16 protein-coding genes are annotated in these 17,079 nt (G+C 59.1%); 9 read left to right on the top strand and 7 right to left on the bottom strand.

What is annotated here, in order from left to right:
• The 4 genes from ACZYTD_RS14955 to nifS all read left to right on the top strand — a co-directional run.
• Positions 1-3,119: VCBS domain-containing protein (locus ACZYTD_RS14955; RefSeq protein WP_463893214.1), on the top strand; the 3,119-nt coding region annotated here is incomplete at its 5' end.
• Between the two features lie 208 nt (positions 3,120-3,327).
• Positions 3,328-3,675 carry a hypothetical protein gene (locus tag ACZYTD_RS14960; RefSeq protein WP_463893216.1) on the top strand — a complete coding sequence of 116 codons (348 nt, stop codon included), beginning with the start codon at positions 3,328-3,330 and terminating at the stop codon, positions 3,673-3,675.
• 33 nt (positions 3,676-3,708) lie between these two features.
• Positions 3,709-4,602, top strand: a complete 894-nt coding sequence (gene nifU, locus ACZYTD_RS14965) for a Fe-S cluster assembly protein NifU (protein WP_463893218.1) — start codon at positions 3,709-3,711, stop codon at positions 4,600-4,602.
• Between the two features lie 70 nt (positions 4,603-4,672).
• Positions 4,673-5,881, top strand: a complete 1,209-nt coding sequence (gene nifS, locus ACZYTD_RS14970; protein ID WP_463893220.1) for a cysteine desulfurase NifS — start codon at positions 4,673-4,675, stop codon at positions 5,879-5,881.
• Between the two features lie 62 nt (positions 5,882-5,943).
• Here the strand turns inward: nifS and ACZYTD_RS14975 are convergent, their stop codons facing one another.
• Complete coding sequence (locus ACZYTD_RS14975) at positions 5,944-6,330, bottom strand: VOC family protein (protein WP_463893222.1); 387 nt, start codon at positions 6,328-6,330, stop codon at positions 5,944-5,946.
• A 34-nt stretch (positions 6,331-6,364) separates the two neighbouring features.
• Positions 6,365-6,532 carry a hypothetical protein gene (locus tag ACZYTD_RS14980; protein ID WP_463893224.1) on the bottom strand — a complete coding sequence of 56 codons (168 nt, stop codon included), beginning with the start codon at positions 6,530-6,532 and terminating at the stop codon, positions 6,365-6,367.
• A 138-nt stretch (positions 6,533-6,670) separates the two neighbouring features.
• Between ACZYTD_RS14980 and ACZYTD_RS14985 the strand changes: the two genes are divergently transcribed.
• The gene (locus ACZYTD_RS14985; RefSeq protein WP_463893226.1) at positions 6,671-8,452 is read left to right on the top strand and encodes an SgrR family transcriptional regulator; all 1,782 of its coding nucleotides are present in this window, start codon (positions 6,671-6,673) and stop codon (positions 8,450-8,452) included.
• Positions 8,453-8,469: 17 nt separating this feature from the next.
• Here the strand turns inward: ACZYTD_RS14985 and ACZYTD_RS14990 are convergent, their stop codons facing one another.
• Positions 8,470-8,862 (bottom strand): phosphate-starvation-inducible protein PsiE, encoded by a 393-nt coding sequence (locus ACZYTD_RS14990; RefSeq protein WP_463893228.1) that lies wholly within the window; start codon positions 8,860-8,862, stop codon positions 8,470-8,472.
• A 269-nt stretch (positions 8,863-9,131) separates the two neighbouring features.
• On the opposite strand from ACZYTD_RS14990, the gene nifV reads away from it, so the two are divergent.
• The 4 genes from nifV to nifM are packed head-to-tail and all read left to right on the top strand — an operon-like array spanning position 9,132 to position 11,995.
• Entirely contained in the window at positions 9,132-10,268 is a 1,137-nt protein-coding gene (nifV, locus tag ACZYTD_RS14995) for a homocitrate synthase (protein WP_463893230.1), read from the top strand.
• Between the two features lie 8 nt (positions 10,269-10,276).
• The gene (locus tag ACZYTD_RS15000; RefSeq protein ID WP_463893232.1) at positions 10,277-10,603 is read left to right on the top strand and encodes a nitrogenase-stabilizing/protective protein NifW; all 327 of its coding nucleotides are present in this window, start codon (positions 10,277-10,279) and stop codon (positions 10,601-10,603) included.
• 43 nt (positions 10,604-10,646) lie between these two features.
• Positions 10,647-11,129 (top strand): nitrogen fixation protein NifZ, encoded by a 483-nt coding sequence (locus ACZYTD_RS15005; RefSeq protein ID WP_463893234.1) that lies wholly within the window; start codon positions 10,647-10,649, stop codon positions 11,127-11,129.
• Positions 11,123-11,995, top strand: a complete 873-nt coding sequence (gene nifM, locus ACZYTD_RS15010) for a nitrogen fixation protein NifM (RefSeq protein WP_463893236.1) — start codon at positions 11,123-11,125, stop codon at positions 11,993-11,995. Before ACZYTD_RS15005 ends, nifM begins: the two co-directional genes overlap by 7 nt.
• 14 nt (positions 11,996-12,009) lie before the next feature.
• On the opposite strand, the gene ACZYTD_RS15015 is transcribed toward nifM, so the two are convergent.
• The 4 genes from ACZYTD_RS15015 to ACZYTD_RS15030 all read right to left on the bottom strand — a co-directional run bounded on the left by ACZYTD_RS15015 (position 12,010) and on the right by ACZYTD_RS15030 (position 16,861).
• Positions 12,010-14,055 (bottom strand): transglutaminase TgpA family protein, encoded by a 2,046-nt coding sequence (locus ACZYTD_RS15015; RefSeq protein WP_463893239.1) that lies wholly within the window; start codon positions 14,053-14,055, stop codon positions 12,010-12,012.
• Positions 14,056-14,096: 41 nt separating this feature from the next.
• On the bottom strand, positions 14,097-15,176 hold the full coding sequence (locus tag ACZYTD_RS15020) for a DUF58 domain-containing protein (protein WP_463893241.1): 1,080 nt from the start codon (positions 15,174-15,176) through the stop codon (positions 14,097-14,099).
• On the bottom strand, positions 15,173-16,075 hold the full coding sequence (locus ACZYTD_RS15025) for an AAA family ATPase (RefSeq protein ID WP_463893244.1): 903 nt from the start codon (positions 16,073-16,075) through the stop codon (positions 15,173-15,175). The genes ACZYTD_RS15020 and ACZYTD_RS15025 overlap by 4 nt, the downstream gene beginning before the upstream one ends.
• A 249-nt stretch (positions 16,076-16,324) precedes the next feature.
• Positions 16,325-16,861: a flavodoxin gene (locus tag ACZYTD_RS15030; RefSeq protein ID WP_463893247.1), complete on the bottom strand. Its 537-nt coding sequence runs from the start codon at positions 16,859-16,861 to the stop codon at positions 16,325-16,327.
• Positions 16,862-17,079 lie beyond the last annotated feature (218 nt).

The raw sequence follows: 17,079 nt of genomic DNA on the forward strand, positions 1-17,079 counted from the left end.
GCAAAGTCACCGACAGCCTGGATATTGCCATTACCGATACGGCGCCGCTGGCTAATCCTGATAGCAACACCATTGTGGAAGATGGCCCTAACTCCATCTTTGGTAATGTAATAAGTGATGCTGCGGGTAACGATCTCGTCAGTGCCGATGGTTGGACTGTCGGTGGTGGTGTGGTGGGTGTCAAGGTGGGTGGTGATACGTCGACTGTGGCCAATGGCAATGTGGGTCAGGTAGTGGTTGGTAGCTATGGCACCTTGACCATGCAGGCGAACGGTAGTTATCACTATGAGCTGGACAACAGCAAGCCAGCGGTGGATGAGCTGAATGTGAGCAATAAGCTAACCGAGCTATTTACCTACACTGTTCGTGATGCCGATGGTTCAACATCAACGACTACGCTGAGCGTGGAAATTAAGGGTAGCAACGATAAGCCTGAGGCTAACCCGGATACTAAGGTGATCGCCGAAGATCTGCTGGCTACGGGCAATGTGCTGGATAACGATAAGGATGTGGACAATAGTCATAGCAGTCTGGTGGTGACGCGATTCTGGATCAACGGCATAGAACATCAGGCTGGCAGCAGTGTCACCTTGGCGAATATCGGTGACTTCATGTTGCAGAGTAATGGCCAGTACACCTTCGATCCGCTGCCCAACTACAACGGTACGTTGCCGCAGGTGAGTTACGAGATCCAGGATCCGCAAGGTGCTAAGGCCGGCTCGACTTTGAATATCACAGTTAATCCTGACAATGATGGTCCCGTGGTTTCTGTGACTGCGATTGCATTGAATGAGGGGTTAAGCAAGTCCCTGAATCTGCAGGCACCCTTCGATCCGGATGGGGATGCCTTGACCATCAAGGTTGCCTCTCTGCCGACGGAGGGGACCCTGTTTAAGGCGGATGGAACAGCCTTGACGCTGAACATGCTCCTCACCTCCACCGAGTTGCAACACTTGAGGTATCAGGCTCCGGCTCAGTTGCTGGATCAGGGTGCCCAGACCAAGATGCTGTTTACCTACACGGTGGACGATGGGCATAGCGGCATAGCAACCGGAAGGGTCGATATTACCGCATCACCCATCACGGCTAATGATCAGGCTGTCTCTGTGCAGGAAGGGGATGCCGCTGTAAATGGGCAACTGGTGGCCAAGGATTATGATGGTGACTTCCTGAGCTTCAGTACCTCCGCGCCTCTGCCCGCCGGTTTGAGCGTGGCGAATGATGGCTCGTGGTCTTTTGACCCCAGTCATGCGGCTTATCAGCATCTAGTTGAGGGGGAGAAGCAGGATCTGGTGGTTAACTATCAGGTCAGTGATGCCAAGGGGGGGAGTGAAACGGCACAGCTCGTCATTCATATCACCGGCACCAATGATGTGCCGACTGTCACTGGCAGCTCCTCTGGTGTGGTGATCGAAGATGTGGCCGTGACCGTGGCTAATCAGCTAACTGCTGGCGGTAAATTGACGGCAACGGATGTCGACACGGGTCAGTCAGGCTTTGATCCGAGCAAGGTTACTGCCAGCTCCGGAACTCTGGGATCACTGACCATAGATACGGCGGGCAACTGGCACTATACCGTCAACAATGATCAGCTCGCGGTGCAGGCGTTGACTGAAGGGCAGGTCAAGAAAGAGACCTTCACCGTTCAGACTCTGGATGGTTCCAGTCATGTGATCACGGTAGACATCCAGGGCACCAAGGATGTGCAACTGACCAACAGTAGCGTGGTGGTCAGTGAGAATGGTTTGCATGGTGAATACTTCGGATATAACGACAGCACCGCAGTTGCCAATAGTTGGTACCGGCATAGTGATGATACCACGCTGGGTAATCTGGATCGCCTGAGCGATGCGACGACCATCATTAACGGCCGTAACGGAAGCCAAGTAGTTGGCTCTACGGGCTTTAGTGGCACAATGGCCACCGATGCTACCTTCCAGATCACCAATATCAACTACACCTTGGGAACCAAAGGTGGGGTGGGTAAAGGATTGGGGGAGACCAATCATGGTTACTATGCCAATGGCCAAGCGATTTCCAACTCGGCCAACCTGTTCACTTTCTTGAAGGGCGATGCCAGCACAGCCGTGGCAACCAACAACGACGGTCATACCTCGGATAACCTGAAAACCGGGGGCATGGGAACCACGACTGATGCCATAGTGCGGGGTATCGGCTGGTTGTCTCTGCAAGGGGGCGCTTACGATATTCGCATCACTGGGGATGATGGCTACCTGCTGCGGATCGGCGGTTTGCTGGTTGGGGCGGTAGATCAAAATCAGCCGGTAACTCAGACTGTTTATGAAAACTTCTCTATCTCAGGTGGCACTCATGCTCTGGAGCTGCTCTATTGGGATCAGGGGTTGGATGCGGATCTGAAGATCGAGTTCAAGCATCACGGTGCAGCCGACAGTACCTACAGTGTACTGGGCGATGGTGAGTTTGGTCTCTTCGACCGTGATCTGACCGAGCTGCAGGACATCATCAGTGACGGTAACGGTGGTTGGTTGTTGCGCACGGGTCAACAGTATACCGGCTCTGATCTGGTCGAGCAGGTGACCGGCAGTGACGCCCGGGATGTACTCAACGGTATGGGCGGTGACGATATCCTCTCCGGTAGCGGTGGCAGCGATAAGCTCTACGGTGGTCTGGGGAACGATATCCTGGTCGGCGGCGATGGCGATGATCTGCTGTTGGGCGGTGTGGGCAACGATACGCTCACCGGCGGAACGGGCCAAGACAGCTTTGTCTGGAATGCGGGCGACCAAGGTGTGGTGGGTAACCCTGCTTTCGACCTGGTTAAGGACTTCAGTGTTCGCGTGGTGGAGAATAATGCGGTCAAGGTGCCCGGTGATATTCTCGATCTGCGCGATATTCTGGATCACGACAGCAGCAAGAGTTTGAGCACCCTGCTCAACAGCATCAAAGTCGATAACACCGACCATAATAATGTGACTTTGCTGCTACAGGACTCCGCGCACATTGGTAGTGGTGTGGTGCAAAAGATTGAACTGCAAGGTACCAGTTATCTGGATGTGACCGGCTCGGCCAGCTCTACCGCCGATCAGGTACTGCAACATCTGCTCGACAGCCATCAACTGCTGATCGACAAAGTGTAATTCGAATACTCCTGTGTAGTTTGCGCCCCGGCTGGTCCGGGGCGCGCTTGTTTTTGCCGCCTGTCAATTGTGCAACAAAGCCGACAAATCCCCTCCTTTTTGTTGCATTCCCAAGACAATATTTGTCTTTATTGCATTGAAAATAAACGTTTTTTTCTATGGCACTGCTCTTGCTCTGTTGTGATGGTAGTCACAAGGAGAAGCGCCCATGCTCGAAATCGAACCCAGCGCGTTAGCGGTACTAAAACGTCTGCAGTTGAACCTCAACATCCCGGCCGCCGGATTGCGTTTGAGCGCCAGCGGGGATGCCTGCCAGGGGATCAAGGTGCAGGCCGGTTGGCGTGCCAAGCCAAGTCCGGAGGATGTGCCTATGGAGATATCCGGCTTGGTGTTGCTGGCTGATGCCCCGGCTTGGGCGCTGCTGCAAGAGGCGCATATCTCGCTAGGCGAACGCCAGGGAGAATCGGGCCTGCTTATCAAGGTGACCCCCACTTCGTGTCAGTGTGCCAAGGGCAGCTGCACACCGGAAGACCAACAATCACAACAGATGTCATGACGACACAGAGCAAGGCGAAGGGAGGAGTTACCCATGTGGAATTATTCTGAGAAAGTAAAGGATCACTTCTTTAACCCCCGCAATGCCAAGGTATTGGCCGAAGCCAATGCCATCGGCGATGTGGGATCCATCAGCTGTGGTGATGCCCTGCGCCTGATGCTCAAGGTCAATCCGGAGAGCGAGATCATCGAAGATGCCGGTTTCCAGACCTTTGGTTGCGGCAGTGCCATTGCCTCCTCATCGGCGTTGACCGAGATGGTTATCGGCAAGAGTCTGGCCGAGGCGGGGGAGATCAGCAACCAGGATATCGCCGATTATCTGGATGGCTTGCCGCCGGAGAAGATGCACTGCTCCGTCATGGGGCGCGAGGCGCTGGAGGCCGCCATCGCCAACTTCCGTGGTGAAGTGTGGTGTGATGATCACGAAGAGGGGGCGCTGATCTGTAAGTGCTTCGCCGTGGACGAAGGCAAGATAGTGCGGGCCGTCAAGGAGAATGGCCTCAAGAGCCTCTCTGACGTTATTCACTACACCAAGGCGGGCGGGGGTTGCAGCGCCTGTCATGAAAAGATTGAGCAGGTGCTGGAGAAGGTGCTGGCCGAGGCGCCCTGTGCCGAGGCGCGCATCAGTGCCGTGGTGACCGAGCGCTCCCCCGTGGCGCCTAATATCGACCTTTCTCAGAAGGGGGAGGAGTGGCAGGCGATTGTGACCGTACTGGAGGAGATGCGCCCCCGGCTGCAGGCCGATGGCGGCGATGTGACCCTCATCAGTGTGCATGGCAGCAAGGTGGAAGTGGCGCTGTCGGGCAACTGCATGGGCTGCATGATGACTGACATGACCCTCTCCTGGATCCAGCAGAGCATGATGGAGAAGCTGGGCCGTTACATCCAGGTGGTCAGCGTGACCCAAGCCGAGATGACGCCCGTCTGAATCGGGATGTGATCACCTTTATGGGGGCCGCCGTCAATGGCGCCCCTGGTCCAGGATCAGGAGTTACAGCATGAAAGCCATTTACCTTGATAACAATGCCACCAGCCGCGTCGATCCCATGGTATTCGAGGCCATGATGCCCTTCTTTACCGAGCACTACGGCAATCCCTCATCCATCCATGGTTTCGGTGAGCCGGTGCGGCGCGCCCTGGCCCGGGCTCGGGAACAGGTCGCCAGCCTGCTGGGCGCCGCCCATGATAGTGAAATTATCTTTACCTCCTGCGCCACCGAAGCCAACTCTACGGCGCTGCTCTCGGCAGTGGAAGCCTTCCCCGAGCGCAAGGAGATCATCACCACTGTGGTAGAGCACCCGGCCATACTCGAAGTGTGCGAGCATCTGGAGCGTCGTGGTTATACCATTCATCGTCTGCCGGTCAACGGTAAGGGGCAGCTCGACTTGGATCACTACCAGAGCCTGCTTTCCGACAAGGTGGCGCTGGTCTCTGTGATGTGGGCCAACAACGAAACGGGCACCCTCTTCCCGGTGCAGAGCATGGCCAGCATGGCCAAGGAGAAGGGGATACTGTTTCACTGTGACGGGGTCCAGGTGATCGGCAAGATCCCTGTCCATCTGGCCAGCAGTGACATTGATCTGCTCTCTTTCTCGGCCCATAAGTTTCATGGCCCCAAAGGTGTAGGTGCCCTCTATGTCAAACGCGGTACCCGCTTTCGCCCCTTGCTGCGTGGGGGGCATCAGGAGCGGGGGCGTCGCGCCGGTACCGAGAATGCCGCCGGGATTGTCGGCTTAGGAGTGGCCTGTGAGCTGGCCGAGCTGCATATGCCCATGATGGGCAAGCATACCCTGGAGCTGCGCGATGAGCTGCAAACCGAGTTGCTAGCCAGGATCCCCTGCTCGCTGGTGACCGGGGATCCGGACAACCGCACCCCCAATACCCTGAATATCGCGTTCGAATACATAGAGGGGGAGGCTATTCTCCTGATGCTCAACCAGTTGGGCATTGCCGCTTCCAGCGGTAGTGCCTGTACCTCCGGCTCGCTGGAACCCTCCCATGTGATGCGGGCCATGGGGATCCCCTATACGGCCGCTCATGGCAGTGTGCGCTTCTCCCTGTCGCGTTTTACCCGGCAAAAAGAGATCGACTATGTCATCGAGAAACTGCCGCCTGTGATTGAGCGTCTGCGCTCCCTCTCCCCCTACTGGGTGCAGAACAAGCCCCAGTTGGCTGAACTGGGTGAGTTTGCCCCGGCCTATAACTAGGCTGGACGCCGTTGCCCCCTTGCTGCAAGGGGGCATGTTCAGGTTGGCTTCAGCGGTTTGGTTTAGGCACAAAGCTCGATGCGATTGAGCTCAGGATCGAGCAGGCAGCTTTCGTAATAGCCATCGCCTGTGACGCGAGGGCCACTCAGCCGTTCGAAACCATCCTGCACCAGGCGAGTTGTCAGCCTATCCACCGCCTCCCTGCTGCCCAGGGAAAAGGCCAGGTGACCCAGGCCGAGATACTCACTGCTGGCGCTATTCTTACTCTGGTTGACTTGGGGCCATTGCATCAGCTCCAACCGGGCGCCCTGTTCAAAGTGCAGAAAGTAGGAGTTAAAGCCCCGGGCATTGACATACTTCTGATTGGCTCGTCCGCCAAAGTACTCTTCATAAAACTGCCGCATCTGCTCCAGATCCTGGCACCAGATGGCCACATGTTCGATCTGCATAACCTCTCCTCATCGCGTTAGTCTGGCGGATTTTTTACCAGTGCTGCTTATATTGCGCCTCGGGCATCGCCATGGTTTGCCATTGCATCAAACGCTCCAGCTCTTGCTGGGCCCAGCGCAGGTCACCCCAGCACGTCTTGCTGTTCTGTAGTAGGAAACGGCGAAAAAAGCCAGCCAGTTGGGCGGGTGTTGGACGGTACATAGCTTATCTCCTTGGTGACTACCTCAGCTTCTGCGCGGCCTGTTGGCCTTGCTCATCGAAAGCTTGTCGGTAAGTCCATAGTGGGCTAAATATAGGGAATGAAAAATTGCTGACTTCAATAATTCAGGCTTCCCCTTTATGTCCGGACATCGTCTCGAGCAGCAGTACCTCAAGCTACTGCAGCAACTGGGTAGTAGCGAGCTCAGTTGTACCCTGCAGGAGTTGGCCACCAGGCTCTGCTGCACCCGGCGCCATATGCGTAATCTGCTCAATCAGATGCAGGCTCAGGGCTGGATCCGGTGGCACTCCGAGCCGGGCCGAGGCCGCCGCTCCCGGCTGCAACTGCTCTACAGCCAGCAGCAACTACTGAGTGATAGAGCCGATCAGCTGCTGGGCGCGGGCCATATTGCCCAGGCGGTCGCCTTGCTGGGGGAGGAGACCCGATTGTTGGCACCTCTGCTGCGGGCCAGGTTGGGTCATCAGAGTCGGGCCGATCGGCAGGTGTTGCGCGTTCCATATTATCGTCCCATGCCCAATCTCTATCCTGGCAGCCCCCTGCGCCGCTCCGAGGTGCATCTGGTGCGGCAGATCTTCAACGGTCTGACGCGGATAAATGAGGAAAACGGGGAAGTGGAGGCTGACCTGGCTCACCACTGGCAGCAACTGGACCCCTTGTGCTGGCGTTTTTATCTGCGCCCGGCCGTGCTGTTTCACGATGGTCGGGAGCTGGAGATCAATGATGTGCAGCTCTCCTTGCAACGTTGCGCCCAGTTGCCCCTCTATCAACATCTGCAACGGGTCGAGGCCGAGGGGGCCCGCACTCTGCTCATCCACCTGAGCGCCCCGGATCCCCGCTTACCCTGGTTGTTGGCCGATAGCGCCGCCATGATCTTGCCTGCTGACCATGGAGCGCAGAGTGATTTTGCTTCCAGGCCCATAGGCACGGGCCCCTATCGGGTGGCAGCCAATGATGCCTGGCAGCTGCAACTGCAGGCCTTCGACGGCTATTTTGGTTTTCGGGCCCTGCTGGATGAGGTGGATATCTGGATGTGGCCCGATCTCGCCGAGCAACTGGAATTGGGAGAGCGGCAGGTATGCGGGCTGGATCTGCGCAGTGCCGATGATCCCCTGGCCTCGGCTTCAGGCTGGGATGTGCAGTTGGCCTCCTTACCCCAGTCCGAGAGTCCGGCCCCTGGCGCGGCAACGGCAGAGATGGTGCTGGAGCAGGGGGGCTATTTTTTATTGTGCGATGGCCGCTCCCCCCATTGGCAGGAGGCCGACAAGCGGAGCTGGTTACAGCAGGTGCTGGATCCTTACGCCCTGATGCAGCAGGTTCCCTTGGCGGTGCGGCGCTATTGGGCCCCGGCAGGCAGTCTGCTGCCCATCTGGTTGCATACCTCCACTCGGAGTGTGCAGATGGAGTCGCGTCCCACCCACTGGTTTCGGGTTGGTGAGGCGGCGCCTAAGCTGCGACTGGCCTATTACGAGCAGCAACCTGAGTATCGGTTGTTGGCTCGGGTGATGGCCAGCCTGCTGGCTGAGCAGGGGGTGACGTTAGAGTTGCTGGAGCTGGATTATGCCTGCTGGTCCCGAGGGGAGGCTGAGGTCGATCTCTGGCTGGGCTCGGTCAACTTTGCGGCACCGCTCGTTTGGAGTGTGGGGGCTTGGCTGCTGGGTACCTCCTTGCTGCGGCAGGGGATATCGGGAGGCGATCAGTTGCAGTTGGCACAGTGGCATAAAGCCTGGCGCAGTGAGGTGCTCAGTTCCGAGCAGCTGGTGCAGCAGATTGTCGACTCAGGCTGGTTGCAGCCCCTGTTCCATCACTGGTTACGGCTGCAGGGGCCGGCCCAGGCCCGAGGGATCCGGCTCAATAATCTGGGCTGGTTTGATTTTAAATCGGCCTGGCTGGCGCCTGAGTAGGCGCCAGCGTCGGGTGTTTACTCCTCCTTCTGGTAGGGGAAGCGGTTGTGGCCATAGCGGATGATGAAGACACTGATGGCCAGCATCAAGACGGTACCGGCCACGCCCAGCAGGCGCAGGGAGTCCATCTCTTTCATGTCCAGAATCAGGTAACGGGCCAGGGCCACAATAGCGATGTAGATTGGTACCCGGATCGGCAGTTTGCCCTCCTTCAGGTACATGGACACCATGGCCAGTACTTCCAGATAGATAAACAGCAGCAACAGATCGGCCAGGGTGACCACGCCGGCCTCGAACATGGCCAGCACGAGATGACCCACGGCCACCATGGTGGCGATGGCGACGATCACCAGGCCTATGATCTCTACCCACACCAGACACTGGTGTCCCCACTTTTGCACTCTGAACATATCTACCTCAAGGTGGGTTGCTGCGTGATGAAACGACTCTCCCCCGGGCGAACCGCGCGGCTGAGAGAGAGATAGCGCCAGTCTATCAGCCTGTGGCCGACAGGCAATGTTTGTCGCATTGCAGACAATGAGTGTCAGTTGACCTGCAACTCTTGTGGTTTGAAATTTTAACCTACTGATATTAAACAACTAATATTGTGGAATGACCCTTGCTCTACTTCTGCATAGCTAAATGCCCGCAGCCATGCTGGCAGCCTAAGGAGCAGAGCATGACTTTTATCGTCATCAATGACACCACACTGCGGGATGGAGAGCAGACGGCCGGGGTAGCGTTCACCCGTGAGGAGAAGCTCTCCATTGCCCGAGCCCTGTTGGCGGCCGGGGTGCCCGAGCTGGAGGTGGGGGTGCCGGCCATGGGGGCGGAGGAGTGTGACACCATACGCCTGCTGGTCAGCCAACTGCCTGCCGAGCGCCTGATGGTCTGGTCGCGGATGAATGTTCAAGAGATCCGCCTGGCTTCCACCCTGGGCACCGGCTGGATCGACATCTCCATGCCAACCTCGGATCAGATGCTCAGTTGCAAGTTGGGCCTCTCCCGCGAGGTCGCCTTGGGGCGCCTGGCCGCGGCCATTGGCTTGGCTCGTGCCTCCGGCCTGCGCGTCTGTGTGGGGTGTGAGGATGCCTCGCGCACGGATATAGAGGCCCTGGCCCAGGTGGCCCAGGTGGCCGCACACAGTGGCGCCGAGCGACTGCGTTATGCCGATACTCTGGGACTGCTGGACCCCTTTACAACCTTCGAGCGTGTGAGTGCATTGCGTCTGCACTGGCAGGGTCAGTTGGAGATCCATGCCCATGACGATCTGGGGCTGGCTACCGCTAATACCCTGGCGGCGATCCGGGCGGGGGCGACTCACGCCAATACCACGGTCGCAGGCTTAGGCGAGCGGGCGGGCAATGCGCCACTGGAGGAGGTGAGCATGGCGCTGCGGCAGTGTCTGGGTATGGAGACGGGGGTCGATCCACACCAGTTACCGACCCTGTGCCAGTTGGTGGCCAAGGCCTCAGGGCGGCTGATCCCGGGGCAGAAGTCGCTGATTGGTGAGTGGGTATTCACCCATGAATCGGGGCTGCATGTGGATGGCCTGCTCAAGGATCCCCGCAACTATCAGGGGGTGGATCCGGCGTTGCTTGGCCGCGAGCACAAGCTGGTGCTGGGTAAACACTCCGGCCGCAACGGCGTGCGTTCGGTCTTTGCCGCCCTGGGCTTTCATCTGGCGGAGACCGAGATCCCGCCGCTGCTGGCGGCCATCCGGCTGTTTGCCGAACAGAATAAACGCAACCCGAGTGAGAGCGAGCTGCTCTGCCTCTATCAATCCGTATTTGGTATTCCCACCGCAGTACTTTAGGAGTCGCCATGGAGTGGTTTACAAGTTTACCCGAAGTCGATGAGTTGGAGACGGCCGAGGAGTTTCTGCACCACTTTGCCGTGGCCTTTGATCCCGAGCAGGTGCGTGTCAGCCGTCTGCATATCATGCACCAGTTTCATACCCGGTTACAGCGCATGAGCCTCAGTGTCAGCCTGCCTGAGGCGGATAGGTTTGCCCTGGCGCAACAGTTGCTGACCGAGAGTTATCAGCAGTTTCATCAGCAGGAGGCCAGGATCCATTCCAGCCTGCAGATCTATCAACGCCTGGAGCCCTGCTTCATTCCGTTGTCGGCATTACAGGAGGTTCAGCCATGAAGCCCAGAAATATTTCGCTTTCGGCACTACAGGAGGTTCAGTCATGAAACCCAGTTATGAATTTGGCACCGAGGTGCGGGTAGTCCGCACCATACGTAATGACGGCACCTTTCCCGGTAAGCGTCGGGGTGAGCAGCTGGTGCGCCGGGGTAGTGTCGGCTTTGTGCGCGAGTTTGGGGTCTTCTTGCAGGATCAGATGATCTACCAGGTTCACTTTCTGGATCTGGATATCACGGTCGGTTGCCGTGAGCAGGAGCTGGTTCTGGCCAGTGAACCCTGGGTGGAGAACGAGTTCGAATTTGGCGACTTTATCCATGCCGCCTGCCCCTTGGCGTTGCGCGGTGAGGTGGCTATCGATCAGGGGCAGAGTGGCCAGATCCTGGCCGTGGTGCGGGAGCCGACTCACGTCAACTATGAGGTGCTGTTTGGTGAGCGTCTGCTGCTGGTGCCCGAGAGTGCCCTGCGCTGGCCCTGCTCCCCCATGCCCTTGCAACCTCTGGTGCCAGAGCTGGAGGCGGCATGCTAAATGCGATCAACTATGTGCGCCTGAAGCTGGCGTTGCAGAACTATCAGCGCCCCCCCTGGGAGCTGACAGAAGAAGAAACCGAGGTGCTAGCCCAGCAGTTGCCGCGGCAACTGACCCTGGAGGCCAGGATCCTCTCCTATGCCAAGCAGGCCGAGATCCAGGTGACGGATGAGGCACTCAGCGCGCGCCTGGCTCAGGTGCGTGCGGGCTATGAGGATGAGGAGAGCTGGCTGGCCTCCTTGCGTCAAGTTGAGCTGAGCCTGGAGGAGTTTACTCAGGCGTTGCAGTGTGAGCTGTTGATGGAGGCGGTGCTGGAGCGCGTGGTGTCGGCTGTGCCCACCATCAGTGACGAGGCGGCTCGGGCCTGGTATCTGGATCACCCTCGCCAGTTTTTACGGCCGGAGCGGCGTCGGGTGCGGCACATTCTCATCACCATCAATGAGGATCTGATCGACAATCAGTTGTTGGTGGCGCGTCGTCGTATCGAGAGTCTGCGCAATCAGTTGCTGATGGCTCCGCTGCGTTTTGCCGAGCTGGCCGAGCGCCATTCCGAGTGCCCGTCGGCCTTGCATGGCGGTGAGATTGGTTGGGTGGCGGCGGGTCAGCTCTACCCCGAGCTGGATGCGGCGCTGTTTCGCCTGCCCGAGGGGCAGCTCAGTACCATACTCAGCAGTCCCATGGGCTTTCATCTATTGATCTGTTGTGGCATCCAGGAGGCGGCGCCCGTGCCTCTGGATCAGGCGCTGCCGCGTATCATTGCCGCACATCATGAGCGGGCCAAGAGCCAACTGCAGAAGCAGTGGTTAAGCTGGCTGCAGCAGCAGGAGCTGGCCGAGTCGACCGAGCCCTGCAGCGCAGCCCATTAAGCGCGCTCAAGCGTTTAGGTTCGTAATTGCCGGCTCAGACGCAAGATGGTGTTGGCGACCCGGGAACGCGTCTGTGCCGTGTGGCGCTGGTGGTAGTGGGCCGTGACAAACAGGGTGGTGATCTCCGTCATCACGGCGGCGGCGGCATAGCCCTCACTGGCGAGCCGTTGCTCATACTGCTGGGCTGTTTCGTGGGGGCGACGAGGATACCCTTGTTGCGCTAGGCGGCGACAGGCCAAGAGGTAGGCGCGCAGCAGCGGATCGCGGCGGGCTTGTGGGCGGAAGAGCCGGTGGATGAGCCAGGCAAGCAGGGCGGCGAACAGCAGGCCGCAGAGCAGGGTCAGCAGGCGTCCCCCGCTTTGATTGCCCCACCAACCCGCCAGCAACTTCTGTTGCTGCTCCGGGCTGAAATTGAGCACCCAGACACTCCAGCGAAAATCCACCAGCGCCACCACCAGCCGTAACTCGTTGAGCAGGGGAATGCCGCGATAGCGGGTCAGGCTAAAGGGATCAGCGGCCAGAAAGTTGGTGTCTGTTACCTGATCGAGCCCTAAATTCAGCCGATCCGGGGTTACCATCAGGGTCGGGTCGAAACGCTGCCATTGACCATCCAGCCAGATCTCTACCCAGGCGTGGGCATCAAACTGGTAGACAGAGACAAACTTGCCCGCGGCGTCATACTCTCCGCCCAGATAGCCGGTGGCCAGGCGCGCGGGGATGCCGGCGGCGCGCATCAAAAAGGCGAAGGCGCTGGCGTAGTGGGCGCAGAAGCCCTGTTTCGTAGCAAACAGCAGCTGATCTATGCTGTCGCCCTGCAGGGGTGGCGGCTCTAACGTATAGACCAAGCCCTGAGTGCGGAAAAAGTCCATGGCGCGTTGGGCCAGCTCGCGATCGCTTTTACTCTCGCGGCGCCACTGCTGGGCTAGCGCCCGGCTACGGGGGTTACCCTGCTTCGGCAACAACAGATTGAGTTTGCGCTCCAGTCCCGAGAGCCTGCCTGGCGTACCTGGCTCCGGATAGTAGCTCAGGGTCAGTTGCCTGGCCTGAAGTGTCGGTGTGCGGGCATAGAGCCCTTGATAGGGGGTGAGCAGGACCTCTTGCTCTGGACCCGTAGAGCGCTCCAGGGCATAGATCCAGTGCTCGGAGTTGGGCTCCAGCAGCAGGGTATAGGGCTGGGGTGTGCCCTGCCAGTCGGGTTGTTGGCTCCGGGGGCCGGCCCGACCGCTGCTCTGCTTGACGGCGTTGAACCAGGAGCTGAGTGCCGGGCTGGTGCTCCAGATGTGACCATCGAACCACTCATGAACCATGACCCGCCAGTAGCGCGCGGCTGGGACAGTGCCGGAGAAGGTGGCGCGGAACACCCGATCGCTGGAGCGCACCAGGCGGCTGATATCCTCAGGGGCGACCTTCTCGCTGAGCCCGGTGCTGGCCATCTTGGCATCGGGCATGCGCCACATGGGCGCCAGGCGCGGCATGATAATAAACAGCACCAGCATCAGCGGCAGGCTCTGCAGCAGTAGCTTGCCCGCCATTCGCACCTGCTGGCGCCAGAGCCCCGGCAGGTAGAGGGAGAGCAGGGTGGCGATGCAGAGCAACTGGATCACCAGTTGGTAGGCTGCCATGGCCATCTGCTGCTCGAATACAAACAGCACACCGCTGAGAAACAGCAGGGCCAGGATATGGACACTGATGTCCCGTTTCTCATGAAATTCCAAAAACTTCAACGAGATGGCCAGCACCAGCAGGTTGATCATGGCCTGCAGCAGGTTGCCATACCACCAGAGTGGGATGATAAACGCCCCCGCGACTATGGCTATGGTGTTGAGCAGCCAGCGCCGGGGCGGCTGGTAGCCGCGCAGATGGCTGGTATAGCGCCAGCCGATGGCGAGCAGGGCGCCCAGGTAGATGAGCGGGTTGAGCTGGGAGTAGAGGGGGATCACCAGTAGCAGGTAGCTTAATGTCAGCCACAGCAGGGTGAGCCGACTGATGCTGCGCGGGGAGAGCTGGGCGAGGGCATCCGCCGCTCTGGGGGTGGTCAGGCCGGATTTAGCTAGGGTCATGGAGATCTCTCACTGGGCGCCAGAGCAGGCATGAGGGGGGCTTAGCCCACATAGGGTTCACTCCGGTAGGTGGCCAGATGCTGCAGGGCTTGACGTTGATGGTCGGCGCCTGTGCCCGGGGCCAGACGTACCTCACTCAGGCGTAGACCGAATAGTTGTCCCTGCTTGCTGAGCTCCTGTACTTGATAGCACAGGGCGCTGAGCTGCTCTTCTAGCGAGTGTCCCGGCGCCTGAGCCAGGCTGAGCCAGCAGGCGGCTCGCTCTTCGGTCGCAAACTCCTTGCTCACCATGCCTCGGCCCTGGGCTACCTGTTTCCAGGCGATGAGGCTCATGGCTTCCCCCGGCTTATGGGGGCGCAGACCACTCAACTCCTCCACGTTGTGGCTATGGGCGCGGGTTTGCAGGTGAGGAATGTCGTCATGGGCCTTGTTGCCATTTTGCCCTCTCTTATCACCCGGATCCGAGACCAGAGGCTGCATATGGCAGGCTTGGGGGCTGGGGTAGATGAGGGTCGCCAGCTGCAGATCCACTAGAGACCAGCATTTGAACAGTCCCAACGGGTAACGGCTGCTGATCTCCAGCCGTCCGGCCTGCAGCCAGCCCCGTCGCCAGGGGTGCAGGGTGACACAGAGCTTTCCTTGCTCCGTGAGCAGCGGCAGTTGCTCGTGGAGGAGAAGGCGCGGTCTTTGCCGCCGCTCGGGTTGTTTGCGCAGCTGGCGGCTAAACCAACCGTGGCTGACAGAGGCTCTATGCGGCATCAACTGCAGGGCGTAGCGCGGCGTCTGGGTGCTGAGGGCTACCTCGAAACTGGCGCTCTCCCCCACAAAACGCGGTGTGGCCGGCAGGGCCTTGAGCTCCAGGCCGACCAGATTCTGGTGGCAGTAGAGCAGGGTGGTGAGGAACAGGCTGAGCAACAGATAAGCGAGCGCCAGGATCAGGTTATTCTGGTAGTTGGTACCCAAGACAAACAGCGTGGCGACTAGTAGCAGATATTGATAGCCCAGGGGGGTGGGCAATATAAACAGCGTGCGGTAGCCCAGGGTCAGGCTGGGCGCAGGCGGAATGCGTCGCGCCAGCCAGTGCGCTACCCGTTGTCGCCAGAGGGTGCGCAGTCTGTTCATCGGATGGGATCCACTCGTTCCAGCAGCGCCCGGCTCAGGCTGCTTTGAGTGCCAAATTGTCCCTGACCACTGCGCAGTCTGTGCTCGGCCACGGGGGAGAATACCGCCTGCAGATCATCGGGCAGCAGGTAATCGCGCCCGGCCAGGTAGGCCCAGGCCTTGCCTGCGGCGAGCAGGCCTTGAGTGGCGCGGGGGGAGAGGGGGTTGGGCACCACGCCAGGGCGGCGGGTCTCGTTGACCAGGGCAAGCAGGTAGTCGAGCACCCCATCACTGGCCTGGACTTGGGCCACTTGCTGCTGTAGGGCCAGCAGTTGTGCTTGATCCAGTTGCGGTGTGACTTGGGGATAGCTGGTGCGCAGCAACATCTGGCGCTCGGCGGCGGCATCCGGGTAGCCCAGCTCGATGCGCATCAGGAAGCGATCCAGTTGGGACTCTGGCAGGGCGAAGGTGCCGGACTGATCCTGGGGGTTTTGCGTGGCGATGACGAAGAAGGGATCAGGCAGTGGCCGGGTGATGCCATCCAGCGAGACCTGTTGTTCGGCCATGGCTTCGAGCAGGGCACTCTGGGTACGTGGGCTGCCACGGTTGATCTCATCGGCTAGCAGCACCTGGGTGAAGATGGGGCCAGGGTGGAAGACAAATTGCTGCTGATCCTTGTCGAAGATGGAGAGGCCCAGCAGGTCGGCGGGCAGCATGTCGGAGGTAAATTGCACCCGCTGGTAGCTGAGCCCCAGGCAGGAGGCCAGGGCGTGGGCCAGACTGGTTTTCCCCATGCCGGGCAGATCCTCGATCAGCAGATGGCCCCGAGCCAGCAGGCAGCAGAGTGCCAGGCGGATTTCGGTACTCTTGCCCAGTACCACCCGGTTCAATTCATTGAGTATCTTGTCGCTTGTTATCATGTTCGCCCATTCCTCATGCTCACCGACCAGCCCAGCTGGAAATGGGACCTATACTGGCCCTTTCATCGAGATAAGTCAGTTAGCGAGTTGGCATATTCACCATTTGTCATGGCAATAAGTATTAGCCAACGAGGCGTGCCACGCAGGGAAACGTCAAGAGTGAAGCCGGGGCAGGAGAGGGCAGGCGGCAAAAGCGGCTGAAGAGTCCAGCTTCCCGCTGGCCAGAACCAGCGGGAGAAGCCGTCAGGATTAGAGACCCATCAGGGGTTTGATGCTGCTGACCCAAGCGGTCACCCGTTCAGCGGTCAGGCTTGCCTGGTTGTCCTGATCAACGACCAGGCCGACGAAGTCATCGCCATCCAAAGCGGAGGAGTCGGCAAACTCGTAGCCGCTGTTGGGCCAGTAGCCCACCATGTTGGCGCCAGCGTTGCTGACAATATCAAACAGCTCGCCCAGGGCGTTGACGAAGGCATCCGGGTAGCCCTTCTGATCGCCCAAGCCAAACAGGGCAACAGTCTTGCCTGCCAGATCGGCCCCTTCCAGGTCGGGAACAAACTCGGCCCAGCTTTCACCCTGGCAGTCACAATCCAGGCCTGGCAGTTCGCCATCGCCCAGGGTCGGGGTGCCCAGGATCAGGCAGTCATAGGCCAGCAGATCATCTATGCTGGCTTTATTGATGTTGATGGGGGCAGCAACGTCTTCGCTGGCGAAGGCGTCATGGATCAGTTTGGCAACCTTGCGGGTCTTGCCGGTATCGCTTCCAAAAAAAATGCCGACTTTGGCCATGTTCTCTCTCCTTGCACATGATGAGGCTGTCTCTGTTGCTGCAAGAAGAGTGCTATCGACAGCTTTTATTTAACCAGCTGTTTTATAATGACATTATTCCTATGAGCTGCTGGCTGGGCTTGTCGGTTGTCTGACAATGGGTGGCAGAGTGTCGGCTCTGGTGCGTTAGCCTCGACGGCCTGGCCAACAATAATGGCGTGAGCCACTCAGCTTCGACG

Source organism: Pseudaeromonas sp. HNCC25DJ180, from assembly GCF_055413345.1.